Source organism: Sphingomonas sp. Leaf343, from assembly GCF_001423765.1.
In the GTDB taxonomy this organism is placed as follows: domain Bacteria; phylum Pseudomonadota; class Alphaproteobacteria; order Sphingomonadales; family Sphingomonadaceae; genus Sphingomonas.
On record NZ_LMPG01000015.1, the window covers coordinates 142,818 to 167,602 of the forward strand.

The 24,785-nt window shown below is 68.3% G+C and carries 25 protein-coding genes; 21 read left to right on the top strand and 4 right to left on the bottom strand.

The annotated features are described in order from the left end of the window. Positions 1-53 precede the first annotated feature (53 nt). The 8 genes from ASG07_RS14980 (at position 54) to ASG07_RS15015 (ending at position 10,373) form a co-directional block, all read left to right on the top strand. Positions 54-374, top strand: a complete 321-nt coding sequence (locus ASG07_RS14980) for a DMT family transporter (RefSeq protein WP_055848574.1) — start codon at positions 54-56, stop codon at positions 372-374. A gap of 164 nt (positions 375-538) precedes the next feature. Continuing rightward, on the top strand, positions 539-2,464 hold the full coding sequence (gene uvrC / locus ASG07_RS14985) for an excinuclease ABC subunit UvrC (protein WP_055848579.1): 1,926 nt from the start codon (positions 539-541) through the stop codon (positions 2,462-2,464). Positions 2,465-2,601: 137 nt separating this feature from the next. Beyond that, entirely contained in the window at positions 2,602-5,397 is a 2,796-nt protein-coding gene (locus ASG07_RS14990) for a DUF3857 domain-containing protein (RefSeq protein WP_055848582.1), read from the top strand. Between the two features lie 134 nt (positions 5,398-5,531). Next, positions 5,532-6,479, top strand: a complete 948-nt coding sequence (locus ASG07_RS14995; protein WP_055848587.1) for a polysaccharide deacetylase family protein — start codon at positions 5,532-5,534, stop codon at positions 6,477-6,479. Positions 6,480-6,486: 7 nt separating this feature from the next. Beyond that, positions 6,487-7,374: a GNAT family N-acetyltransferase gene (locus tag ASG07_RS15000; RefSeq protein WP_156361897.1), complete on the top strand. Its 888-nt coding sequence runs from the start codon at positions 6,487-6,489 to the stop codon at positions 7,372-7,374. A 65-nt stretch (positions 7,375-7,439) separates the two neighbouring features. After that, positions 7,440-8,171, top strand: coding sequence for a DNA repair protein RecO (gene recO, locus ASG07_RS15005; RefSeq protein ID WP_055848590.1), 732 nt, complete (start codon positions 7,440-7,442; stop codon positions 8,169-8,171). A 44-nt stretch (positions 8,172-8,215) separates the two neighbouring features. Then, positions 8,216-9,259 carry a 3-isopropylmalate dehydrogenase gene (gene leuB / locus ASG07_RS15010; protein WP_055848593.1) on the top strand — a complete coding sequence of 348 codons (1,044 nt, stop codon included), beginning with the start codon at positions 8,216-8,218 and terminating at the stop codon, positions 9,257-9,259. Positions 9,260-9,272: 13 nt separating this feature from the next. Further along, positions 9,273-10,373 (top strand): glycosyltransferase family 2 protein, encoded by a 1,101-nt coding sequence (locus tag ASG07_RS15015; RefSeq protein ID WP_055848597.1) that lies wholly within the window; start codon positions 9,273-9,275, stop codon positions 10,371-10,373. Between the two features lie 24 nt (positions 10,374-10,397). On the opposite strand, the gene ASG07_RS15020 is transcribed toward ASG07_RS15015, so the two are convergent. After that, on the bottom strand, positions 10,398-11,645 hold the full coding sequence (locus ASG07_RS15020) for a phospholipid carrier-dependent glycosyltransferase (RefSeq protein ID WP_055848601.1): 1,248 nt from the start codon (positions 11,643-11,645) through the stop codon (positions 10,398-10,400). Positions 11,646-11,712: 67 nt separating this feature from the next. Between ASG07_RS15020 and ASG07_RS15025 the strand changes: the two genes are divergently transcribed. The 4 genes from ASG07_RS15025 to ASG07_RS15040 all read left to right on the top strand — a co-directional run bounded on the left by ASG07_RS15025 (position 11,713) and on the right by ASG07_RS15040 (position 14,717). Next, entirely contained in the window at positions 11,713-12,921 is a 1,209-nt protein-coding gene (locus ASG07_RS15025; RefSeq protein WP_055848604.1) for a trans-sulfuration enzyme family protein, read from the top strand. An 11-nt stretch (positions 12,922-12,932) separates the two neighbouring features. Next, positions 12,933-13,331: a Co2+/Mg2+ efflux protein ApaG gene (apaG, locus tag ASG07_RS15030; RefSeq protein ID WP_055848884.1), complete on the top strand. Its 399-nt coding sequence runs from the start codon at positions 12,933-12,935 to the stop codon at positions 13,329-13,331. A 67-nt stretch (positions 13,332-13,398) separates the two neighbouring features. Then, the gene (locus tag ASG07_RS15035) at positions 13,399-14,190 is read left to right on the top strand and encodes a LysR family transcriptional regulator (protein ID WP_055848607.1); all 792 of its coding nucleotides are present in this window, start codon (positions 13,399-13,401) and stop codon (positions 14,188-14,190) included. Beyond that, positions 14,187-14,717, top strand: a complete 531-nt coding sequence (locus tag ASG07_RS15040; protein WP_055848612.1) for a GNAT family N-acetyltransferase — start codon at positions 14,187-14,189, stop codon at positions 14,715-14,717. Before ASG07_RS15035 ends, ASG07_RS15040 begins: the two co-directional genes overlap by 4 nt. A gap of 720 nt (positions 14,718-15,437) precedes the next feature. Here ASG07_RS15040 and ASG07_RS15045 read toward each other — a convergent pair. Continuing rightward, the gene (locus ASG07_RS15045; protein ID WP_055848615.1) at positions 15,438-15,725 is read right to left on the bottom strand and encodes a hypothetical protein; all 288 of its coding nucleotides are present in this window, start codon (positions 15,723-15,725) and stop codon (positions 15,438-15,440) included. Between the two features lie 229 nt (positions 15,726-15,954). Further along, a complete protein-coding gene (locus ASG07_RS15050) occupies positions 15,955-16,803 on the bottom strand; it encodes an ABC transporter permease (protein WP_055848618.1) in 849 nt (282 codons plus the stop codon). A gap of 58 nt (positions 16,804-16,861) precedes the next feature. On the opposite strand from ASG07_RS15050, the gene ASG07_RS15055 reads away from it, so the two are divergent. From ASG07_RS15055 to ASG07_RS15075, 5 genes are all read left to right on the top strand, one after another. After that, a complete protein-coding gene (locus ASG07_RS15055; RefSeq protein WP_055848621.1) occupies positions 16,862-17,587 on the top strand; it encodes a GcrA family cell cycle regulator in 726 nt (241 codons plus the stop codon). 106 nt (positions 17,588-17,693) lie between these two features. Beyond that, on the top strand, positions 17,694-18,098 hold the full coding sequence (locus tag ASG07_RS15060; RefSeq protein WP_055848624.1) for a hypothetical protein: 405 nt from the start codon (positions 17,694-17,696) through the stop codon (positions 18,096-18,098). Between the two features lie 4 nt (positions 18,099-18,102). Next, positions 18,103-18,363, top strand: coding sequence for an HPr-rel-A system PqqD family peptide chaperone (locus ASG07_RS15065; protein ID WP_055848627.1), 261 nt, complete (start codon positions 18,103-18,105; stop codon positions 18,361-18,363). After that, on the top strand, positions 18,360-19,205 hold the full coding sequence (locus ASG07_RS15070) for an HprK-related kinase A (RefSeq protein ID WP_055848630.1): 846 nt from the start codon (positions 18,360-18,362) through the stop codon (positions 19,203-19,205). Before ASG07_RS15065 ends, ASG07_RS15070 begins: the two co-directional genes overlap by 4 nt. Positions 19,206-19,207: 2 nt before the next feature. Continuing rightward, positions 19,208-20,209 (top strand): nucleotidyltransferase domain-containing protein, encoded by a 1,002-nt coding sequence (locus ASG07_RS15075; RefSeq protein WP_055848633.1) that lies wholly within the window; start codon positions 19,208-19,210, stop codon positions 20,207-20,209. Here ASG07_RS15075 and ASG07_RS15080 read toward each other — a convergent pair. Further along, positions 20,175-20,858, bottom strand: a complete 684-nt coding sequence (locus ASG07_RS15080; RefSeq protein ID WP_055848637.1) for an HAD-IA family hydrolase — start codon at positions 20,856-20,858, stop codon at positions 20,175-20,177. The genes ASG07_RS15075 and ASG07_RS15080 overlap by 35 nt on opposite strands. Positions 20,859-20,919: 61 nt before the next feature. Between ASG07_RS15080 and glmU the strand changes: the two genes are divergently transcribed. The 4 genes from glmU to glmS are packed head-to-tail and all read left to right on the top strand — an operon-like array spanning position 20,920 to position 24,763. After that, a complete protein-coding gene (gene glmU, locus ASG07_RS15085; protein ID WP_055848887.1) occupies positions 20,920-22,296 on the top strand; it encodes a bifunctional UDP-N-acetylglucosamine diphosphorylase/glucosamine-1-phosphate N-acetyltransferase GlmU in 1,377 nt (458 codons plus the stop codon). A gap of 25 nt (positions 22,297-22,321) precedes the next feature. Continuing rightward, complete coding sequence (locus tag ASG07_RS15090) at positions 22,322-22,555, top strand: CopG family transcriptional regulator (RefSeq protein ID WP_055848641.1); 234 nt, start codon at positions 22,322-22,324, stop codon at positions 22,553-22,555. Between the two features lie 6 nt (positions 22,556-22,561). Further along, on the top strand, positions 22,562-22,924 hold the full coding sequence (locus tag ASG07_RS15095) for a type II toxin-antitoxin system VapC family toxin (RefSeq protein ID WP_055848644.1): 363 nt from the start codon (positions 22,562-22,564) through the stop codon (positions 22,922-22,924). Positions 22,925-22,939: 15 nt separating this feature from the next. Next, a complete protein-coding gene (glmS, locus tag ASG07_RS15100) occupies positions 22,940-24,763 on the top strand; it encodes a glutamine--fructose-6-phosphate transaminase (isomerizing) (RefSeq protein ID WP_055848646.1) in 1,824 nt (607 codons plus the stop codon). Positions 24,764-24,785 lie beyond the last annotated feature (22 nt).

A 24,785-nucleotide genomic window follows, 5' to 3' on the forward strand; every position in this document is an offset into this window, starting at 1 on the left:
CGGGTTTCCGGCGGTCCTGCTTGTGTATCGAGCCCGTGGGAGGAACCCCGCGCATGTCCTGGCTCATACTCGCCGTCGCCGTCGTCACCGAAATCATCTGGGCACTCAGCCTGAAATGGGCCGCCACCGTCGCCACGTGGCAGGCGTCCAGCGTTCCGATCGTGCTCAGCTTCGTCAATATGGGCCTGCTCGCGCTCGCGATGCGGGGCCTGCCCGCCGGCACCGCCTATGCGGTCTGGACGGGACTTGGCGCAGTCGGCGTCATCATCGGTGGCGTATTCCTGTTCGGCGATCGCGTGTCGGCGGTGCAAGCCGGCTTTATGACGCTGACCGTGATCGGCGTCGTGGGCACGAAATTGTTCGCGCAGGCCTGACGACGGGCGTGGCCTGTTTCTCCGGCTCCGCATGCCAACGAGGTATATATAGGGCGGGCGACAGAACTCCGGCCGAAAGCGGTCAGCGCCATTCGCCATAATCGTCAGTGTCACCGATCGCGGAACGGTGGCGCGTGACTCCCGCAATCCCTAGATCACCGTCGATGTCGACCGACCGTTTCAACGAAGAGAAATCCACCTACGTTCTGCGCGGCTCTGACACGCCCGATCTCGATGCGGGTGTGGCGGCGATCCGCAACGTGCTGAAGACGCTGCCGCAGCGATCCGGCGTGTACCGGATGCAGGACGCGCGCGGCGACGTGCTGTACATCGGCAAGGCGCGATCGCTGAAACAGCGCGTCGCCAACTATACGCAGATCAAGGCGTTGCCGAAGCGGCTCCAGCGAATGGTGTCGCAGACGCGGTCGATGACGATCGTCACGACCAACAACGAGGCGGAGGCGCTGCTGCTGGAGGCGCAACTCATCAAGCGCTACCGCCCCGCCTACAACGTGCTGTTGCGCGACGACAAGAGCTTCCCGTTCATCCTGTTGCGCGCCGATACCGATTTTCCGCGTGTGCAGAAGCATCGTGGCGCGCGGCGGGCGGTCGGCAACTATTATGGGCCGTTCGCCAGCGCCGGTAGCGTCAACAACACGCTGAACGCATTGCAGAAACTGTTCCTGCTCCGGTCGTGCACCGACGGTTTCTTCAAGACGCGCGACCGGCCCTGTCTGTTGTATCAGATCAAGCGCTGCTCCGCGCCGTGCGTGGGCCGCATCGACAAGGCTGGCTATGCCGAACTGGTCGGCGATGCGAAGGACTTCCTAGCGGGCAAGTCGACGCAGGTGCAGGCGAAGCTCGGCGCGCAGATGCAGGCCGCGGCCGAGAACATGGACTTCGAACTGGCCGCGTTGCTGCGCGACCGTTTGAAGGCGCTGACCTTCGTGCAGGGGACGCAGGCGATCAACGCGGAGGGGGTCGGCGATGCCGACGTTTTCGCGCTGGCGTGCAAGGACGGGCTGACCGGTATCCAGGCGTTCTTCATCCGTGGCGGGCAGAATTGGGGACATCGCAGCTTCTTTCCGGCCCACACTGCCGAGGTGCCGGAGGAGGAGGTGCTGGTCAGCTTCCTGACCCAATTCTACGAGGATGTGCCGCCCGCCCGCCAGATCCTGCTCGACCGCGAGTTGGGCGAGGGCGAGTTGCTGGCGCAGGCGCTGGGCGATGCCGCCGGTTACAAGGTGACCTTGTCGGTCCCGCAGCGGGGCGATCGCCGCCGCCTGATGGAGCAGGCAAAGCGCAACGCGATCGAGGCTTTGGAACGGCGTCTGGCCGAATCGACCACGCAGGCGAAGCTGTTGCGGGAGGTCGCCGAGCTGTTCGACCTGCCCGAGCCGCCCGACCGGATCGAGGTCTACGACAACAGCCATATTCAGGGCACGAACGCGTTGGGTGCGATGGTCGTCGCGGGGCCGGAGGGGTTCCGCAAAGGCCAGTATCGCAAGTTCAACATCAAGGGGAACGAGGCGCGCACCGACGATGATTTCGGCATGATGCGGGAGGTCTTCCGCCGCCGCTTCGCCCGCCAGCTGGAGGAGGCGCCCGATCGCGACGCCGTGGGGAAAGACGGGGCGATGTGGCCCGATCTGGTGCTGATCGACGGCGGTCGGGGTCAGTTGAACGCAGCGAAGTCGGTGCTGGAGGATCTGGGTATCGAGGACGTGTGCCTCGTCGGCGTCGCCAAGGGTCCGCATCACGGCCGCGACGGACGCGAGGTGTTCCATATGATGGACGGGCGCGAGTTCCAGCTGCCGGTCAATGCGCCCGTGCTGTTCTACCTCCAGCGGCTGCGCGACGAGGTCCACCGCTTCGCGATCGGGGCGCACCGGGAAAAGCGGGCGAAGGCGATCGGTGCGTCGCCGCTGGACGAGGTGCCCGGCATCGGTCCGGCGCGCAAGAAGGCGCTGCTGATGCATTTCGGCACCGGTCGGGCGGTCCGCAACGCCAGCCTCGACGATCTCAAACGCGCGCCGGGCGTTTCGGCCGGCGTCGCGCAACAGGTGTACGACTTCTATCACGCGCGCTGACCGGACGCGCGCTTGCGGCCGGGTGGCTTCGGGCGAATGCGCGATCCGCGGCGGCATCTGCACCGGAACGACACAGGATCAGCGATTGCGATGCGCTGCCGAGCGGCTAAGCTGGCAATCGGGTTCCGGGGGTGAATATGGTTCGATATGGGTTGCTGCTGGGGGCGTGCATGGTCGCGGCCCCCGCATTCGCGAGCGAGACGCCTCTGTATCGGGCCGCGCCGGCCTGGATAAAGGCCGCCGCACCGATCGATGCGGCGAAGCTGGATGCGGCATCGCCGGTGATCGTCCTGTTCGACAATCAGCAGCGGCTGGAGGACGGACAGGTCTGGTCCTATGTCGACACCGCCACGCGCATCGCCTCGCCGGAAATGCTCACGCAGGCGGGAACGCTGACCGCGTCGTGGCAGCCGGATCAGGGCGACCTGATCGTCCACCGCGTCCAGATCCTGCGCGGTGGCGAGACGATCGACGTGCTGGCGGGTGGCAGGCGCTTCACCGTGCTGCGTCGTGAGGAGCGGCTGGAACGGCTGGAGATGAACGGCGTCCTGACCGCGACGCTGGCGGTGGAGGGGTTGCGGCTGGGTGACGTGCTGCGCCTGACGATCTCGACCACCAACAAGGACGCGGCGCTGGCCGGCAAGGTGCAGACGATCGCGCAGCTTCCGGTTACGCCGGTCCGCGCCGGTTTCGCCCGCATCCGCATGAGCTGGCCGGAAAAGGACCCGGTCCAGTGGAAGACCTACGCCGACGGGGCCAAGCCGGTCGTCACCACGGCCGACGGGTATCGCGAGCTGACGTTCGACGGCATCCTGCCCAAGCAACCCGAACTCCCGAACGACATGCCGGTGCGGTTCGTCCGGCCGCCGATCGTGGAGGCGACCAGCTTCGCCGGCTGGGCGTCCGTGTCTCAGACGATGGCCCCGCTCTACGCCACCGCCGGCCTGATCCCGGCAGGCAGCCCGCTGGCCGCCGAGGTGGCGAAGATCGCCGCCGCGACGCCCGATCCGCTGAAGCGCGCCGCCCTTGCGCTGGAACTGGTGCAGGGCAAGATCCGCTATCTGTTCAACGGCATGGCGGGTGGCAACTACACGCCGCAAAAGCCCGCCGACACCTGGTCGCTGCGCTATGGCGATTGCAAGGCCAAGACGCTGTTGCTGCTGGCGATCCTGCATGCACTGACGATCGACGCGGAGCCGGCGACCGCGCCGGCGCAGGCCGGCGACGTGTTCGACGGTCGCCTGCCCTCCGCCGCCGCGTTCGACCACGTCATCGTCAAGGCGACCGTCGGTGCGGAGACGCTGTGGCTCGACGGTACGATGACGGGCGTGACGCTGGCCGACATCCGCGACGTGCCGACCTTCCGCCACGTCCTGCCGATCCGCGCCGCCGGATCGGACCTGATCGCGGTGCCGTTCCATCCCGATGCCCGGCCGGAGGTCGAGGCCGCGGTGGAATACGACCAGCGGGCCGGCGTATCGCTGCCGACGCTGGTCACCGTGACGATGAAGGTGCGGGGACAGAGCGGGTCGATGATGAACCTCGTCGCGCAGCAGGCGACGCCGGACCAGAAGCGCGACATGGTGCAGAAGATGGTCGGCAACGTCGTGTCCGACGCCCGTCTGACCGACCAGTCGCTGACCTATGACGAGGCGACCGGCGTCGCAACGGTCACCGGCCGCGGCATCGTCGGCAGCCAGTGGGGCAAGGATCGCGGCCGCTGGCGCACGGCGATCGAGGGCACGATGTCCGACATCGCTTTCACGCCCGATCGTGGCCGGGCGGCGTGGCGCACGATCCCGGTCGCGGTCGGCCCGGCCAAGCGGATGGTGATGCACACCCGCCTCCTGTTGCCGCAGGGTGGCAAAGGCTTCACGCTGGAGGGCGACCGGACGCTGGATGATGTGATCGCCGGCCGCCACATCGTCCGCAAGACGACCCTCGCGGGCGACCTGCTGACGGTGGATGATGAGCTGACCACGGTCGCGCCGGAGATCGCACCCGCGGACATCCCCGCCACCCGAGCACGGGTCGCGCTGGCGAAGACGCGGACGTTGCAGGCGGCGGCCCCCGTCGACCTGCCGTCGCGGTTTGCGGTGGTTGCGGAGGCGCGGCGATCGGGCGCGCTGAAGCCGCTGCTCGCGGCATATGCCAAAGCGATCGCCAACGATCCGGAGGATGTGGCGGTCTACACCAATCGCGCCGCCTTCCTCGCGGGCACCTATGACCGCCCGGCCGCGATCGTGGACATGACCAGGGCGCTGTCGATCGAACCGACGATCGACACCTATCTCTGGCGCGCCTCGCTGTACGAGCAGGGCGGCGATACCGCGAAGCAGCGCGCCGATCTGGACGAGGCGTTGCAGCTCGATCCGTCCTCCTATGCCGCGATCAATGCGATGGCGCGCTATCGCCTCGATGCGGGCGACAAGGATGCCGCGATCGCGATGATTCAGGAGCGCGTCGACGCTGGCGGCAAGGACGCGGGCTATTACATGGCGGCGAAGGCCGACCTGCTCGCCCGCGCCGGCGACAGGGACGCGGCATTGGTCGCGATCGACGAGGCGGTGAAGGAAAGTCCGGGCAGCGCGCAATTCCTGAACTCGCGCTGCTGGATCAAGGGCACGCTGAACGTCCAGCTCGATACCGCGCTGAAGGATTGTACCCGCTCGATCGAACTCAGCGAAAATCGCGTGTCGGCGCTCGATAGCCGGGCGATGGTCTATTACCGGATGAACCGGTTCGACGACGCGCTGGCGGACCTGACCGCCGCACTGGATGACGCGCCGGAACTGGCCGGCAGCCTCTACATGCGCGGCATCATCCGCGGCAAACAGGGGGCTGGGCCGGAGGCGAAGGCGGATCTGGCGTCGGCCCGGCTGATCGCACCCCTGATCGACAAGGATTACCAGCGGTTCGGGATCAAGCCCTAGGCCGAATGGGGCGAGAGGTGGTGGCTCGGGGGAGCCCCTCCTTAGGGGAGGGGAGCCTGACGGGTCGGTGACTCCTGCCGCCCGTCTTCTCCGCCTTTGCGCTTTATTCACCACCCGGCGCTACGCCTGCGGCCATGACGACCCCCGTCTTCCTCACCGTCGACACCGAGTTCGCCTGGCGTCACCACAGCGCCGGCCTTGATGTCGACGGCATCTACGACCGCTCGCTGGAGCCGGCGGGCGTCGGCCTGTCCTACCAGCTCGAAAAGCTCGCCGAACATGGGCTGAAGGCGTGTTTCTTCGTCGATCCGATGCCCGCGATGACGTTCGGTCTCGCGCCCGTGCGCCGGATGGTCGACACGATCCTGGCGGCGGGGCAGGAGGTGCAGTTGCACCTGCACCCCAACTGGACGGCGGCGCGGGCGGGCGACCGGGGTGCGGCCTATGCCCGGTTCGCGCTGCACGAATACAGCCTGGCCGAGCAGCGCCACCTGATCGCCGGCGCGACCGACCTGTTGATGGCCGCCGGCGCACCCGCACCGATCGCGTTCCGTGCAGGGTCCTACGCCGCGAATGACGAAACGCTGGCGGCGCTCGGCGAACTCGGATTCGTGTACGACAGCAGCCATAACGGCGCGGAGCCGGACAGCCTGATCTCGCTGCCGCGCCGCCACATCGCCCCCGTCGCGCGGGAGGTGATCGAGATACCGGTGACGGTGATCGAGGACGCTCCCGGCAGCCTGCGCACCTTTCAGCTTTGCGCGCTGTCCTCCGGCGAAACCTATGACGCGCTGGAACATGCCGCCGTCGCCGGCCATGCGGCGGTGACGATCGTCAGCCATGGCTTCGAACTCGCCAACCGCGCGGGCACCCGGGCCAATGCCGTCCATGTCCGCCGGTTCGAGGCGATGTGCGCGATGCTGGCGGACCTGCGCGACGTGCTGCCGACGCAGCATTTCGCCGACGACACGCCGCTGAAGCTGGAGCGGGACGACCGGCCGCTCGCACCCGATGCGCTGCGGACGCGGTGGCGGCAGGCCGAACAGCTCTGGTCGAATCTGGTGGAGGAGCGCGCGGCGTGACCGGCCGATGAGCGGCCCGGCGGCGCTGCGGCTACAGGTGGGTGCCCGCACGCTCGCGACGATCCCGCGCCGGCTGGTGCGGATCGGGCTGTCGCTCGACGAGGCGCTGGCGGGGCCTGTGCCCGTGTTGCCGCCGCTCGGCGACGCCCATGGGTATCGCATCACATCGTTGCCGGGGGACGCCGACGATCCCGGCGCGCTGCCGCATGGGCTGCTGCGTCACGTCCAGCAGCGTTACGTCCGCCGCTGGACCGACCTGACGATCGGGCATGACGCATGGCTGGCGGGCCTGTCCGCCAACGCTCGGTCCGGGTTGAAGCGCAAGGGCAGGAAGCTGGCCGGCGCGGGTCGGCTCGACATCCGCCGCTATGACGATCGCGCGGGGATCGCCGCCTTCCACGCGCTCGCCCGACCATTGTCGGCGGCGACCTATCAGGAAAAGCTTCTCGATGCGGGTCTGCCGGAGGACCCGGCCACGCTGCTCGCCGCCGCCGGTCGCGATGCGGTGCGTGCGTGGCTGATGCTGCTGGATGATCGTCCGATCGCCTATCTGTGCTGCACGGCGCAGGGGAGGGCCTTGCGATACGATCATGTCGGGCACGATCCGGCATGGGGAGGCTGGTCGCCCGGCACGATCCTGCATGCCGCGGCGATGGCCGACCTGTTTACCGAACAGCGGTTCGCCCGCTTCGATTTCACGGAGGGGGATGGCCAGCACAAACGGCTGTTCGCGACCGGCGGCGTGGCGTGCGTCGACCTGCTGCTGCTGCGGCCGACCCTCGCGAACCGGAGCGCGCTGGGGGTGCTGACGGGATTCGAGGCCGGGGTCGGACTGGCGAAGCGGATGGCGACGGTGCCGGCATTGAGGCGGCTGGCCGACCACGTCCGGCGCTGAATCCTGCCCATGAACCGGGAGGATTAGCTTCAGCCGCCCGGCGCAACCCGCTACACCCGGCGGCGATGCACCTCCTGACCGATGCCATCGTCCTCGCGACGCGCGCGCATGGCGAGCATGGCCTCGTCGCCCGCGCGCTGACGCGGAACGACGGCGTCCAGCCCGGCTATGTCCGTGGCGGCCGGTCGCGGCGGCTGCGGCCGGTGCTGCAACCGGGCAATACGATCCGCGGCGAGTGGCGGGCGCGGACCGCGGAGCAGTTGCCCGCGCTGACGGTCGAGCCGCTGCACAGCCGCTCCGTCCTGCATGCCGAGCCGTTGCCCGCCGCCGGCATCATCTGGGTCACTGCCTTGACCGCCACCGCCCTGCCGGAGGCGCAGCCCTATCCACGCCTCCACGACGGGCTCGACGGCGTATTGTCGGCGATCGAGGCGGCTCCGGCGGCGCGCGGCTGGGCGGGGGCGCTGGTCCGGTACGAATTGCTGCTGCTCGCCGAACTCGGCTTCGGCCTCGACCTGTCGGGCTGCGTTGCGACCGGCGCAACCGACGATCTCGCATTCGTCAGCCCCAGGAGCGGCGGTGCGGTCAGCCGCGCAGGGGCGGCCGGCTATGAGCGTCAGCTGTTTTCGCTGCCCCGGTTCCTGATCGACGGGGGCCAGCCGGATGGCCCCGATCTGATCGCCGGCCTCGCCATCACCGGGCATTTTCTGGCGCGCGATATCCTGATCGACCGGCGGGCGGAGCCGCTCGCCGCGCGGGAGCGGCTGGTCGACCGGCTGAAGAGGGCGGTTGCGTGACCGCGCCGGGGCCGCCAAGGGCGGGCGCGAACACAGGAGACGACATGGCGCTCATCGCATTGCTGGCCGGCGACGGCATCGGTCCGGAAGTCACCGCGCAGGCGCGTCGCGTGCTGGAGGCGCTCGATCTTGGCCTGAGGTTCGAGGAGGCACCGGTCGGCGGCGCGGCGTATCGCATGGCGGGGCATCCGTTGCCGCCGGAGACGCTGGACCTCGCGCGCCGTGCCGATGCGATCCTGTTCGGCGCGGTCGGCGATCCCGCCTTCGACACGCTGGAGCGCGCGTTTCGGCCGGAACAGGCGATCCTCGGCCTGCGCAAGGAACTCGGCCTGTTCGCCAATCTGCGCCCGGCGAAGCTGTTCGCCGGGCTGGAGGATGCGTCCGCGCTGAAGCCGGAGATCGCGCGGCGCATCGACCTCGTCATCGTGCGCGAACTGACCGGCGACGTGTATTTCGGCGAGAAGGGCCGCCGCACGACGGCGGAGGGCCTGCGCGAGGGCCATGACCTGATGCGCTATGACGAAAACGAAGTGGCGCGGATCGCGCGGGCGGGGTTCGAGACGGCGCGCACCCGCCGCAGCATCCTGTTGTCGGTCGACAAGGCCAACGTCCTCGAAACCTCGCAATTGTGGCGCGACGTGGTGGTCGAGGTATCCGCCGACTATCCCGACGTCGCGCTCAGCCACATGTATGTCGACAATGCCGCGATGCAGATGGTGCGCGATCCCGGTCAGTTCGATGTCATCGTCACGGGCAACCTGTTCGGCGACATCCTGTCCGATCAGGCGTCGATGTGCGCCGGGTCGATCGGCATGCTCCCCTCCGCCTCGCTCGACAGCGCGGGCAAGGGGCTGTTCGAGCCGATCCATGGTTCCGCCCCCGACATTGCCGGACAGGGCAAGGCGAACCCGTGCGCCGCGATCCTGTCGGCGGCGATGATGCTGCGTCATTCGCTCGCGATGCCCGAGCCGGCCGACCGGATCGAGGCGGCGGTGGCGGCGGCGATCGCCGCTGGCGCGCGGACCGGCGATCTGGGCGGTACGCTGTCCACCACCGCGATGGCCGATGCGGTGCTGGCGGGATTGTGAAGGGCAGCAGCCGGTGACGGAGTTGCTCGAGCTCGCGGTGATCGTGCCGACCTTCAACGAGCGCGCCAACGTGGCGACGCTGGTGGCGCGGCTCGATCGGGCGCTGTCGGGCATCCGCTGGGAAGTGATCTTCGTCGATGACGACAGCCCGGACGGGACCGCCGACGAGGTGCGCTCGATCGGCCGCGTCGACGCCCGTGTCCGCGTCCTCCACCGCATCGGCCGGCGTGGCCTGTCATCGGCGTGTATCGAGGGCATGTGTGCGTCTGCCGCGCCGGTCGTCGCGGTGATCGACGGCGACATGCAGCATGACGAGACGTTGCTGCCGGCGATGCTGCTCCAGTTGCAGGCGGACAGCACGATCGACGTGGTGATCGGATCACGCTTCTGCGAGGGCGGCTGCACGGGCGAATGGGACCGCGACCGCGTCGCCAAGTCGGCGCTGGCGACGCGCCTGTCGGGCTATATCCTGAAGACCGGGCTGACCGATCCGATGAGCGGCTTCTTCATGATCCGCACCGGCGTGGCGCGAGCGTTGTCGCCGCGGCTGTCCGGGATCGGCTTCAAGATCCTGCTCGACCTGATGACCGCCGCGCCGGTGCCGATGCGCTTCGTCGAGCTGCCCTATGTGTTCCGGGTCCGGACCGAAGGCGAGTCGAAGCTCGATCACGTCGTGGCGATGGAGTATTTGATCGCGCTGTACGATCGCCGGTTCGGGCGGTTCGTGCCGGTGCGGTTCGCGATGTTCTCCGCGATCGGTGCGATCGGGGTGGGGATGCACATGGCCGTGCTGTCGCTGCTGTATCTGGCGATGGGCGTCAGCTTCCTGACCGCGACGATCGTCGCGACGCTGGCGGCGATGACCGGAAACTTCTTCCTGAACAACGCGCTGACCTATCGGGATCGGCGATTGAAGGGGTGGCGGCAACTGGCGGATGGCTGGGTGTCGTTCTGCGTCGTCTGCGCGGTCGGCGCGGTCGCGAATGTCGGCGTCGCGGCGTTCCTGCACGATGTCCACAACGACGCCTGGGCGCTGTCCGCGCTGGCAGGCGTGCTGGTCGGGGCGGTGTGGAACTATGCGCTGTCGTCGCGCTTCGTTTGGGGGCGGTACTGATCGTTCTGGCGAGGGGTGAGTGATTTACGGCCAACTCCTCAGCCACATCCAGCGCAGGAACGACCGTTCCCCCGCCAGCGGCGCGGCGGACAGGATCGGGTAGAAATATACGAACAGGCCGGCGACGAGCAGCAGATACGCTTCGTCCCAATGATCCACCCGAGCGCGCCAACGGTCGAACGCCACCGCGATCGGGATCGCCAGCCAGATGCCTGGTAGATAATAGTAATAGAAGAACCCCAGCGACTTGGGGATCGCAGGCCAGATCGCGAACGATGCGATCCACAGCCCCGCCGCGACACCCAGCCGCACGTCGCGCGTCCTGATCCAGCCCCAGGCGCACGCCGCGACCGCGACCAGCCCGCCCCACCACACCGCCGGGTTGCCGACCAGCAGGATGCCGCGCTGAGCCCAGTCGACACGCTCGTACAGATACCAGATCGGGCGGATGTCGAGCGGCCACGTCCACCATGACGACTGATAGGTATGCGGCGGCAGCACCTGCGTCTGTTGCTGGTACATCGTCCACTGGAACGGGATCAGCGTTCGCCAGCCAAGCGGCTGTTCCGCATAGAAGAACGCGGGCAGGAAGGTCGCGAAATACACCGCGACGCTGCCCAGCCCCAGCACCGCCAGCGCGATCTCCGCGTCCAGCCCGCGCCAGCGGTCGGGTCGTCCGCGCCGCAGCAGCAGGAAGGCGACGCCGGCGAACGCCACATAGGGCGCGGCGGTCCATTTGCAGGCGGTCGCCAGCCCTAGCATCGCCGCGCCCGCCGCCCAGCGTCGCCCGACTCGTCCCGCCGGCGCGTGCATCGCCCACAGCAGGCACACCGCGCCGCCGACCACGAACGCCGCCATGAACCCGTCCAGCATCGCGATCCGCGCCTGCACGAACACCGTGAAGTTGAGCGCGGTCAGCATCGCCGCCGTCACCGCCGGCCGCATCCGCCGCGTGCCCAGCCACAGCAGCGCGAATATTCCCGTCACGACGCCCGTCGCGGCGACGCTCGACAGCGCCCGCCAGCCGAGCGACGTATCGCCGAACAGCCAGATCCCCAGCCCGATCAGCTCCTTGGCGAGCAGGGGATGCTCGATATTCTGCGGCCGGGCGAGCGCGAGCAGCGTCCTCGCGGCGGGCACGTAATGCACTTCGTCGAACACCAATATGCTCGGCGTCGCCAGTCGCCATCCGAACAGCAGTTGCGCGGCCACTGCGATCAGCAGCGCGACGGGCCGGGGTTGATCGGCGAAACGGCGGAGGAAAGCAGGCACGTGCCCGTCATGCCGTCGTTCGGCTTTTCCTTGCAAGGGACCGCGCACCGGGGGCAAAGCGGCGGGCATGAAGCGCAAGACCGGCCAGGACCGCACGATCACCCAGAACTGGCGTCCCGCGACGCAGGCTGTCCGCGGCGGCACCGCCCGTTCCGAATATGGCGAGACGTCGGAGGCGCTGTTCCTAACCTCGGGCTACGCCTACGACTGCGCGGGCGACGCGGCGGCGCGGTTCGCGGGCGAACAGGTCGGCATGACCTATTCCCGCCTCCAGAACCCGACGGTCGAGATGCTGGAACAGCGTATCGCCCTGCTGGAGGGCGCGGAAGCGTGCCGGACGATGGCGACCGGCATGGCGGCGATGACGGCGGCGCTGCTGTGCCAGTTGCAGCAGGGCGACCATCTGGTCGGCGGACGCGCCGCGTTCGGGTCTTGCCGCTGGCTGACCGATACGCTGCTGCCGAAATTCGGCATCGCCACGACCGTGGTCGACGCCCGCGATCCGCAGGCGTTCATCGACGCGCTCCGCCCCGAAACCAAGGTGTTCTTCTTCGAAACGCCCGCGAACCCGACGATGGACGTGGTCGACCTTGCCGCCGTCTGCGCGATCGCGCGCGAGCGGGGGATCACCACCGTCGTCGACAACGCCTTCGCAACGCCCGCTCTTCAGAGGCCGATGGAGTTCGGCGCGGACGTGGTGGCCTATTCCGCGACCAAGATGATGGACGGGCAGGGCCGCGTGCTGGCCGGTGCCGTGTGCGGTACGCAGGACTGGATCGACAACACGCTGCTGCCCTTCACGCGCAACACCGGTCCGACGCTGTCCGCGTTCAACGCGTGGGTCGTGCTGAAGGGGCTGGAGACGCTCGACCTGCGCATCCGCCGCCAGTCGGACAACTCGGTCAAGGTCGGCCGCTTCCTCGAAGGGCGCGTCGCCCGCGTGATGCATCCCGGTTTGCCGAGCCATCCGCAGCACGAGCTGGCGATGGCGCAGATGAGCGCCGCCGGCCCGATCTTCGCGCTGGAGGTGCCCGGTGGCCGGACGCAGGCGCATGCCCTGCTCGACGCGCTGGAGCTGGTCGACATCAGCAACAACATCGGCGACTCGCGCTCGCTGATGACCCACCCCTCCTCGACCACGCACAGCGGCGTCGCCGAGGAGAAGCGGCTGGAAATGGGCATCGGCGAGGGCATGTTGCGCCTGAACGTCGGGCTGGAGGACGCGGACGACGTGATCGAGGATCTCGATCAGGCGCTCAGGCGTGCCGGCCTATGACGGTCGACGCGATGAAGAGCCTGTTCGGCTATGCGGCGACGACCCGCGACGTGACAGTGCGGGTCGCGGTCAGCTACCTGCCCGAACAGTCGGAGCCGGGGCGGGGCCGCTGGTTCTGGGCCTATCACATCCGCATCGAGAATGACGGCACGGCACCGGTGCAGTTGCTGACCCGCCACTGGATCATCACCGACGGTCGCGGGGCGCGGCATTCGGTGGAGGGAGAAGGGGTGGTCGGCGAACAGCCGCTGATCGAACCGGGCGCGAGCTTCGACTATGTCTCGGGCTGTCCCCTCGCGACGCCCTCCGGCGCGATGCAGGGCACGTACCGGATGGTCGCCGAGGACGGCACGCTGTTCGACGCGGACATCCCGCGCTTTGCGCTGCATGCGCCGACGGTGTCGCAGTGACGGGATTTCACGCGGCACCGCATGAGCGAACAGCGCGGGTCAGCACTCCTTTCCGGAGCGCAACGGCATGAAGCGCACGCACCTCCCGCTCAACGGCCTGCGCGTGCTCGACGCCGCGGCTCGGCACCTGTCGTTCACGCGCGCGGCGGACGAACTCGCCGTCACCCCCGCCGCCGTGGGGCAACAGATCCGCGCGCTGGAGGATACGCTGGGCGTCGTCCTGTTCCGCCGCACCACGCGCGGGCTGGAGCTGACGCCGGAGGGCGAGGCCGGCCTCGCGCCCCTGCGCGACGGTTTCCTCCAGTTCGAGGAAGCGGTGCGGGCGATGCAGGCCGGGCAATCGTCCAAGTCGCTGACCATCGCCGCCCCGCGCGACCTGACCGAGAAGTGGTTGATGCCGCGCCTCGCCGCGATCGCCGCCGCCGACCATGATCTGCGCTTCGTGCTGATCGGTGCGGACGAGACGGTCGACTTCACGCAGGCGAACCTCGACTTGGCGATCCGCTGGGGCGAGGGTCCCGGCGAGCATGAGGGCGAGGCGCTGGAATCGGACGGCATGGTCACCGTCGCCGCGCCCGCTACGGCGATCGACGCGCCGCTGATCGCGTGGCCCGGATCGCCCGACGATGCCGGCGCGCTGGTGCGGGTCGACGATGCCGGACTGGCGATCGACGCCGCCGCCGCCGGTCTGGGCCGCGCGACCGTGCCGCAACTGCTGGCCGCCGCCGATCTCGCGTCGGGCCGGGTGATCGCGATGGGCGAGCCGGTGCCGTCGCGGCTCGGCTATTGGCTGGTCGCGCCGTTGCCGCAGTGGCGGCAGGCGAAGGTCCGCGCGCTGGTCGACGCGCTGGCGCAATGAAGCTGACGTTCGACAGCGAGCGGCTGTGGATGCGCCCGCTGTCGACCGACGATGCGGAGGCGCTGCACGACGCGTATCGCGACGTCGACCTGATGCGCTGGTGGTCGAGCGCGCCGCACGCCGATCTGGCCGAAACCCGCGCCTATCTGATGCCGCGCAAGGTCCCTGATGCGTGGGTCAGCTGGGCGATCACGCTGGACGGAGCCGCGATCGGCACCGTGTCCGCGCACCGGCGTCGGCCGGGCGTGTACGAAATCGGCTATCTGCTCGTCCGCCGGTACTGGGGGCAGGGCTATGCGCGCGAGGCGGTGGCGCGGCTGATCGACCTGCTGATCGCGGAGGAGGGCGCGCGCCGCATCTTCGCCGACACCGATCCGGACAATGCCGGCTCGATCGCCCTGCTCGAACGCCTCGGCTTCCGCCGCGAGGGCCTGCTGCGCGAGGAATGGGAAACCCACATCGGCATCCGCGACACCCTGCTGCTGGGACTTCTCGCGCGCGAGTGGCGCTGTCCTACAGAGGGGTGAAGGGGTAGAGCGGTCGTGCTCTTTGACATCGATGGTAGTGCGTGCCTCGCTGGGCCGAGGCTTGCGCGCGTTTCAGTTAGTCGGCATGGCCGCTTTTGGTGGTGAGGGGTCCGGCAGCTTCTGGTAAAGCCGTGTGGATAGCGGACATGGGATCGGTTACGGTAGGCTATGTTCGCCCTCCTCCTAACAGCGGCAGCAGCATCCCTGACCCCGCCCGCCGAGCCGCTGAGGGGGCAGATACAATCCGCGATCTGGGCAGACCTTCAATTGAACGCCATGATCGGGAACGGCAATTGGCTCGCCTCAGTCTGGTATAATGCCGGAAGCGACACAGCGTCCGATCTGCACATCCGCGAGCTAATGTGCTCTAAGGCTGGTTTGGTTCAGCGATGCTCATTTGCACTCCTTCGGGACGGTGGTCCGAAAGAGGTGATGGGAGAGACAGCCCCGGAAGCTCTTACCTGCTTAGCCGATCTTGAAAAAACCGACGACGGATGGTCGATTTCTCATACGCCGCCGCACAAGGTCGGCCACAGTCAGACTTCTATGCGGTGCAAAATCGTGAAGCAGTGAACGTCCGCTATAGGAAAACACGAACACTCTGCTGACCGTCATAAATTGGGCGTAAACGGCTCGTCCGCTTTCCCGCCCCAAAGCCGCCGGTCCGGTTTCGGGCAGGCAGCGTCCGCTACGCGGGTCGCGAACGGCGAGAGTTGGTGGTTAGCTGTCGTTCGAGATCGCGTCGTCGGTAGAAACCGTCTTCTCGATCAAGCGGCCCTGCGGCACGTCACTGGCGATCAGGCCAGTTTTTGCCATCAGCCAAAGCCGCCAAAGCAGAAATGCCATCCATCCAACCGCGATCGCGACGCCCGGTATGCGCCACCAGTTTCCGAAAAGCGGAGTAGCGAAGAGCGGAAACGCGCCAGCAGCGTACAGCAGCTTGCCGGCGTAAAGGCTTCCGGACTGAACCTCGTCGATCCAGATGCGAAACCGCTGATAGATCGTCATGAGGCCTCCTGTGGGGCTAAACCTAGCACATCCGGCTATGTCAGCAATCCGGGCGTGAGCAGTCATTCCCGGTGTCGCCGCCCCGCCCCTGCACCGAAGTGGAGGACATCCGTCCGGCGCCTCCACTTCCTCCACTTCGCCGGCATTATCCTGGATATTCAGGAGCCCGGAACCGCGGGCTTCCAGCACCGAAAGCCCCAACTCCCGCCGTTGCGAAACTCCGAACCCGTTAGTTCTTCAACCGCCATCCGCGCCGCAGCAGCACGTAGCAGGCGACGCCCAGCGCCACGTCGATGCCCAGCACCACCAGCGATCCGACGAACACCGGCGAATCGGCGATGCCGAGAAAGCCGTAGCGAAAGCCGGAGATGATGTAGAAGAACGGGTTGGCGTGGCTGAACGCGCGGAAGGCGGGGGCGAGCTTGTCGACCGAGTAGAACGTGCCCGACAGCAGCGCGAGCGGGGTGACGACGAAGTTGGTCACCGCGGCGGCGTGGTCGAACTTCTCCGCCCAGATCGACGTCAGCACGCCCAGAAACGCGAGGAACAGCGATCCCAACAGGCCGAACCACAGGATCGCCAGCGGCGCGTGCGGGGTGACGTGGACGCCGGGGTAGAGCGCCATCGCCGCCCAGACGACGATGCCGACGATGATCGCCCGCGTCACCGCGCCGCCGACCAGCGCCGACAGCAATTCCATCGTCGACAAAGGCGGTTGCAAATAATCGACGATCGTCCCCTGGATCTTGCCGACCAGCAGCGAGAAGCTGGCATTGGCGAAGGCAGGACCCATCATCCCCTGGCTGATGATGAGGCCGGGGGCGATGAAATCGGCGAAGGCGACCTCCGATCCGCCGACCAGCACGGGGCGTTTCGCGCCCGTGGCGACGGTGAAGACGACGAGGAACAACAGCGTCGTGATCGCCGGTGCCCAGATCGTCTGGAGCTGCACCTTGAAGAAACGGCGCACCTCCTTGATATAGAGGGTGCGAAGGCCGCCCCAGTTGATGTTCCGGATGACGGGCACGCCGGGGGCGTTCCTCACCAGAGTTTGACCGATCGGGGGCTGGCTGCTCATGGCGGGGTCGGGTACTCCCTGCGGCTGCCGCCCGCAACGATGACGATAAGGAATACGCATGTCCTGGACCGACGAGCGGATCGATACGCTCAAGACGATGTGGGAGGCCGGCCAGACCGCCAGCCAGATCGCCGAGGCGCTGGGGCAGGGCGTCAGCCGCAATGCCGTGATCGGCAAGGCGCACCGGCTGGGGCTTCAGGCGCGCCCGTCGCCGGTCAAGTCGAACGACTCGGCGACGGTGGCCGCGGCCGCTGCGCCGGCGGTTCCGATAGCTGCCCCCGCTGCGCCGCCACCGCCGCCACCACGACCCGCCGTGGTCGCGGCCCCGCCGCCACCGCCCGCTCCGGTGGTCGCGGCACCCGCGCCTGATGTCGATGACGAGGATGCGGTCGAGGACGCGGTCGAAGAGGCTGCACCCGTCGCCGCCGTACCGCCCGCACCGCCGCAGCCGATCATGCGGTCGGTCGGCCCCGGCGGCTTCCTGCGGCAGGCCCCCGGCGAGCAGCAGCCCCCGATCGCCCCCGCGCCGCCGCGCCGACTGGTTCCGGCCAAGCCGTCGGCGGAGATCGCGGGCAAGACCAGCCTGCTCGATCTGAACGATCGCATCTGCAAATGGCCGCTCGGCCATCCGGGCGAGCCGGACTTCCACTTCTGCGGCGAGAAGGTGAACCCCGGCTTCCCGTACTGCGTCGATCATTGCGGCCACGCCTATCAGGCGCAGCTTCCCCGCCGCGATCGTCGTCCTCCGCCGCCGCTCCCGTTCGGCGGCCCGCGCGTTCGGTGACCGCCACCCCCTCCCTTCGGGGAGGGGGCGTCCCGCTTCGGCACGCACAGGATGCTTGCCAGCACTTAACCGATATGAAACCCGGTCGGTCTAGCATGGGACGAGAATGAGCGATCAGCCACCCTCCGACGACGGCAAGACCACAGAGGGCTCGACGAGTCGTCGGGCGCTCATGCTCGGGGCGGTGGGGGCGAGCGCGGTGGTGTCGATCCGTCCGGCTCTGGCGCAGACCGCCGGCTCGGTCCTGAACTGCGAGATCGCGGTGCCGGAACGGTCGCGCGCGGGCAACTGGATCACCGCGGACGGCAAGACCGTCGCCGCCGGCACCAAGGGCGCGTTTCCGCCCGCTAGCCGCGCGTACAAGGGCGAAGAAGTGAAGCGTGCGCTGAACGGCAACACGCTGCCCGGCACCGATTACGACCGCAGCCGCGCCTATGTGAACTATATCCGCCGCCTGCAACGCGGGCAGGGCGGGTTCACATGCTTCGCCTCGTTGCAGATGCCGCGTTGATTCCATGCGCCTGCGCGCCGAGCGTGCCACCGTGTCCGTACCGCTCGACGCGTTCGTGGCGGTCCTTCACCGCCCGTCCGGCGCGACCCACCTGCTGACCGAGCCCGCGCCGCAGATCCTGGCGGCGCTGGGCGACGAGGCGATGACGCTGGACGCCCTGTTGGCGCGGCTGGCCGCCGGCTTTGATCTGGGCAGCCGCGCACGGGAAGCACTGTATGCACGCGTGGCGGAGCTGGTCGATATCGGCTTGGTCGTCCCGGCATGAGACATTCGATCCGGCTCCGGATCGGCCCGGCTGGGTTCCGTATCGGCTCGGACTGGGCTGCGCCGGTCGCGGCGCTCGCCGACTTGTACCGTGACTATCCGGTCCCGGAAGTGCCGGATTTCACCGTTCGGCTGGAGGCGACACGCCCGTGGCGGCGCTGGCTGCGACCGTCGGTGCGGATCGGCGGCGACTATATGCTGCCGGAGGCCGCGCCGCTGCCGCTGGCGCACGGGCTGCTCGCCGCCGAGATGGGCATGAACCTGCAACTCGCGCTCGGCTGGCGGCGGCATCTGCTGCTGCACGCATCGGGGGTCGAGCGAAACGGCTGCGCGTTGTTGATGAGCGGCGAGTCCGGCGCGGGCAAGTCGACGCTGTCGGCGCTGCTGATGAGCCGCGGCTGGCGGTTGATGGGCGACGAGTTCGCGCTGATCGAACCCGCGACGGGCATGGCGCACGCCTTTCCGCGGCTCGTCAGCCTGAAGGGCGGCGCGATCGACGCCGTGGCGGGCGACCGCTGGGGGCCGTTGCTGCCCGGTACGCCGAAGGGTGACATCCGCCACCTCGTTCCCGACGCCCGTGCGGTGGCGGCGATGGACGAACCCGCGCGCCCGGCGCTGCTGCTGTTTCCCCGTTACGGCGAGACGCGGGCGGTGCGGGACGTGCCGGCGAGCGAGGCGTTCGTGCGGCTGACGCAAGCATCCACCAACTATACGCTGCTGGGGGAGGCGGGGTTCACGGCGCTGACCCGGCTTGTGACGGAGGTGCCCGCGCTGGCGATCGACTATCCTGACAGCGCGACGGCGCTGGCGATGGTCGAGGAGTTTTGGCCGGGGGGGCTGTAGCCATGGGAGCCGTAGGCGTGTCCGACGCAATGCTGCTGGTCCGGGCGCTGCGCGAACCCTTGTCGGTGCTGGTGCTGGACGCCGCCGGCTGGACCGCACTGCTGACGATGGCGCGGGCGGAGCAACTGGCGGGAACGCTGGCGCACCGGCTGCACGGGCTGGAGGTGCCGCCGTCGGTCGCCGCGATCCTCGCCGATGCGCGCCACATCGCGGATCATGCCCGTCGCACGGCGTTGTGGGAGGCGACGGTCGTCGCACGCGTCCTCGCGCCGCTGGACGTGCCGGTGGTGCTGTTGAAGGGCACCGCCTATGCGGCGGCCGGATTGGCGGCGGGGCAGGGCCGATCGATCGGCGATTGCGACATCCTCGTGCCCTTCGCGACGCTGGATGCGGTGGAGGCGGCGCTGATCGCGGCGGGATGGGAATGGGTGAAGCCCGATCCCTATGACGATGCCTATTATCGCCGCTGGATGCATGAGCTGCCGCCGTTGATCCACCGGGAGCGCGACCGGATGATCGACGTGCACCACACGATCCTGCCACTGACCGCGCGACCGAAGCCCGACGCGGCGGCGCTGATCGCGGATGCCGTGCCGCTCGGCAACGGACTGTCGGTGCTGTCGCCGGCGGACATGATCGTCCACGCCGCCGCGCATCTGTTCGCGGATGGCGATCTGGCGGGGGGACTCCGCAACCTTTGGGACATCCGCTGCCTGATCGGGGAGTTCGGCACGGACGGGGTGGCCGATCGCGCCGCGCATCATGGCCTGACCGTACCCGTCGCAAGAGCGATCCGGCTGGCGGAGTCGCTGTTCGGCATTGGCCCCGCGATCGACCGCCTTTATCGCCGCCGCCTGCTCGCGCGCGACGGCTGGGGGCGGGCGATCCGGCCGGCGACGCGGCTGGGCTTCTACGTCCGCTCGCACTGGCTGCGGATGCCGCCGGCGATGCTCGCGCGGCATCTCTGGATCAAATGGCGGAAAGTCGCTCCAGCGCAGGCATGAGTTCGCCATAGCCGTCGATCGTCGCATCTGCGCCGAGTTCACCGACCGGACGGTCGAGGAAGCCGAAGCTGCACGCGATGACCGGCACGTGAGCCGCCTGCGCCGCCTTCACGTCATAGATCGAATCGCCGACGAACGCCGGACGCTGGCCGCCGCAGCGCGCGATCATCTCGATGATCGGATCGGGCTTGGGCTTGCCGCGTCCCGGCCCCAGCGTGTCGCCGCCGATCAGGCAGGCGAAGCGCGCGGTCAGGCCGAGTTCGTCGAGGATGCGCCTGGCGTAATGTTCCAGCTTGTTGGTCACGACGGCCAGCGTCACGCCGCGCGCCGCGAGGGCGTCCAGCGCATCGAGCGCACCCGGGTAGGGTTGCGTCAGCACGACCATGTTCGCTTCGTAATAGTCGAGCAGGCGGCGGTGCAGCACGTCGAGCTCCGCATCGGTGCAGCCGCCGGTCGCCGCCATGCCCTGCGCCAGCATGTGCCGCGCGCCGCCGCCGATCATCGGCGTCACCCGATCGACGGTCAGCGTCGGTCGGCCGGCACTCTCCAGCGCGTGGTTCACGGCGGCGGCGAGATCGCCCGACGTGTCGAGCAACGTGCCGTCCATGTCGAAGCCGACGAGGTCGAAGAAGGATGAAGTGTTGTCCATGTTCGGCCGCAAGACGGCACTGCTATGGAATTGGCAAGATGTTCGTGGCACCGGACGCGGCATGAGCCATCCCGACAAGACTCCGCTCCCCAAGCCTTTGGCCGTCATCGTCCTCGCCGCCGGCAAGGGCACGCGGATGAAGTCCGACCTGCACAAGGTGCTGCACCCGGTCGCCGGCCGGCCGATGCTGCTGCACCTGCTCGCCAGCCTCGAAGGGGCGGGGGCCAGCCGCCGCGTCGTGGTCGTCGGTGCGTCGGGCGAGCAGGTGAAGGCGGCGGTCGCGGGCAGCGGCGTCGATATCGCGTGGCAGCACGAGCAGCTCGGCACCGCGCATGCCGCGTTGCAGGCGAAGGCGGCGCTGGCGGATTTCGACGGCATCGCGATCGTCTGCTTCGGCGATACACCGCTGCTGTCGACCGACACCGTCGCACGCCTCGCGGCGCGGCTGGAGGCGGACGATACGCCGATGGTCGCGGTGCTGGGTTTCCGTCCCGCCGATGCCGCGGCGTACGGGCGCGTGATCGCCGATGCGGACGGCACGATCCGCAAGATGGTCGAATACAAGGACGCCTCCTTCGAAGAGCGCGCGGTCGACCTGTGCAATTCGGGCGTCACCGCGGTCCGCACCGCCGATCTGTGGCGGCTGCTGGAGTCGGTCGGCAACGACAATGCGGCGGGCGAATATTACCTGCCCGACATCGTCATGCTCGCGATCGCCGAGGGTGCGCGGGCGGTGGCGATCGAGACGGGCGCGGACGAAGTGGCGGGGATCAACAGCCGCGCCGAACTGGCCGTCGTGGAGGCCGGCTGGCAGGCGCTGCGCCGCCAGCGCGCAATGGCGGAGGGGGCGTCGCTGGTCGCGCCGGAAACCGTCTGGTTCTCGCACGACACGGTCATCGGCCGCGACGTGACGATCGAGCCCAACGTCGTGTTTGGTCCCGGCGTCTCGATCGCGGACGGTGCGGTCATCCACGCGTTCAGCCATCTGGAGGGCGCGACGGTCGGCCCGAAGGCCGATGTCGGCCCCTATGCGCGCCTGCGTCCAGGGGCGGTGCTGGGCGCCAAGTCCCGGGTGGGCAATTTCGTCGAGGTGAAGAAGGCGACGCTGGGCGAGGGGGCGAAGGCTAACCACCTGACCTATCTGGGCGATGCGGACGTGGGCGCGGGCGTCAACATCGGCGCGGGCACGATCACCTGCAATTACGACGGCTTCTTCAAGTATCGCACGACGATCGGCGCGGGGGCGTTCATCGGCTCCAACTCCGCGCTGGTCGCGCCGGTCTCGATCGGTCCGGGCGCGATCGTCGCGGCGGGATCGGTGGTGACGAAGGATGTCGCCGCCGACGCGCTGGCGCTGGTTCGGCCGGCGCAGGTCGAGAAGACGGGCTGGGCGGCGCAGTTCCGGGCGCTGATGGCGGCGCGGAAGGTTGGCAAGTGATATCGCTGCGTGATATCTTGCCGGTATGAGGACCTTGGTCACCATACCCGACGAAGACATCGCTGCGCTGGATGAGCTTGCGCAGCGCAACGGACGCTCGCGCGCGGCGGAATTGCGCGTTGCCGTATCCCAGCACCTGCGTGATCGAAGCAATAACGACTGGATCTCGCGCGGAGCAGGATACTGGAAGCACCGCCAAGACGTTGGCGATGCGGTCGAGTATCAGCGCGCGATGCGCGAAGACCGCGACGGTTTCTGATCCGACGTGGAGCCGTTCTTCGATACCAATATCCTGATCGACTGGCTCGTCGATCGTCCGCCGGCAGTAGCCGAATTGCAACGCTACGGCCGGCATCGCATCAGTCGTGTCGTCTGGACGGAGATTCTGGCGGGGGAGCCGCCCCAGCAGCGACCGACCGTCGCCCGCCTGCTGTCTCCGTTCGAGGTGGTCGAGATCGATGCCCACGTAGCCGCCGCAGCGGCAGCGATTCGTCACGAAACGCGGATGAAGTTGCTGGACGCGTACATCCTGGCAACAGCACGCGTGAACGGTGCGATGCTCGTCACCCGCAACACCAAGGACTTTCCCGCGGACATGCCCGGCATCCGCATTCCCTATTTCTTCTAGACAAAGAGACATTCCATGTGCGGCATCGTCGGCATCCTGAGTAACGAAGACGTCGCGGAGCGGCTGCTCGACGGCCTGAGACGGCTGGAATATCGCGGCTACGACTCGGCGGGTATCGCAACCGATCATGACGGCCGGATCGAGCGGCGGCGGGCGTCGGGCAAGCTCATGAACCTTGCCAAGGAACTCGCGGCCGATCCGCTGCCGGGGCGGACCGGCATCGCGCATACGCGCTGGGCGACGCATGGCGGCCCGACGACGAACAACGCGCACCCGCACGCGACCGACGAGGTCGCGGTCGTTCACAACGGCATCATCGAGAACTTCAAATCCCTTCGCGACGAACTGATCGCGCGCGGCCGGGTGTTCACCAGCGAGACGGACACAGAGGTCGTCGCCCATCTGGTCAGCGAGCAGGTGGAAGCTGGTCTGGAGCCGGTCGGGGCGGTGCGTACCGTGCTGCCGCGCCTGCACGGTGCATTCGCGCTCGCGATCCTGTTCCGGCGGCATCCCGACCTGCTGATCGGCGCGCGCCTCGGGTCGCCGCTGGTCGTCGGGCACGGTGACGGCGAAACGTATCTCGGCTCGGATGCGCTGGCGCTCGCCCCGCTGACGCAGCGGATCGCGTATCTGGAGGAAGGCGACTGGGTCGTCTGCACCCGCGACGGCGCTCAGGTCTACGACCAGCAGAACAACCCGGTGGAGCGGCCGGTTACGATATCGGGCGTCACGGGCGAACTGGTGTCGAAGGGCAATCACCGGCATTACATGCTGAAGGAGATCTACGAGCAGCCGATCGTGGTCGCGCAGACGCTGCGTTCCTACCTGCAACGCCTCGACGAGAAGGTGACGCTGCCGATCCCGGAGGGCGACCTGTCGGCGATCAAGCGCGTGACGATCGTCGCGTGCGGCACCAGCTTCTATGCGGGCATGGTCGCGCGCTACTGGTTCGAGCAGTTCGCGCGCGTGCCCGTCGACCTCGATGTCGCATCCGAGTTCCGCTACCGCGCACCGGTGATGGAGCCGGGCGGGCTGGCGCTGTTCATCAGCCAGTCGGGCGAGACGGCGGATACGCTCGCCGCGCTGCGCCACGCCAAAAAGGAAGGGCAGACGATCGCTGTCGTCTGCAACGTGCCGACCAGCAGCATGGCGCGGGAGGCGGACCTGTTGCTGCCGACGCACGCCGGACCGGAGATCGGTGTCGCGTCGACCAAGGCGTTCACCTGTCAACTCGCGGTGCTGGCAGCGCTCGCCGCCAATCTGGCGCGGGCGAAGGGGCGGCTGTCGCATCTGGAAGAGCGGTCGATCGTGAAGCATCTGGCGGAGGCCCCCGCCGCGATCAACGCCGCGCTGGCCTATGACGAGGCGATCGAGGCGATGGCGGGAACGATCGCGAGCGCGCGCGACGTGCTGTATCTGGGCCGCGGCACCGATTACCCGCTGGCGCTGGAAGGTGCGTTGAAGCTGAAGGAGATCAGCTACATCCACGCCGAGGGTTACGCCGCCGGCGAGATGAAGCACGGCCCGATCGCGCTGATCGACGAGAACGTGCCGGTCATCGTCATCGCCCCCTCCGGTCCGTTGTTCGACAAGACAATCAGCAATATGCAGGAGGTGATGGCGCGTGGGGGCAAGGTCGTGCTCATCAGCGATTATGACGGTATCCAGGCGGCGGGCGAAGGCTGCGTCGCGACGATCACGATGCCCAAGGTGCACCCGCTGATCGCGCCGATCGTCTATGCCGTGCCCGTGCAGTTGCTGGCGTATCATGTCGCCGTCATCAAGGGCACGGACGTCGACCAGCCGCGCAATCTGGCGAAGTCGGTGACCGTGGAATAACCAAGCTGCTCATAACCGGGGA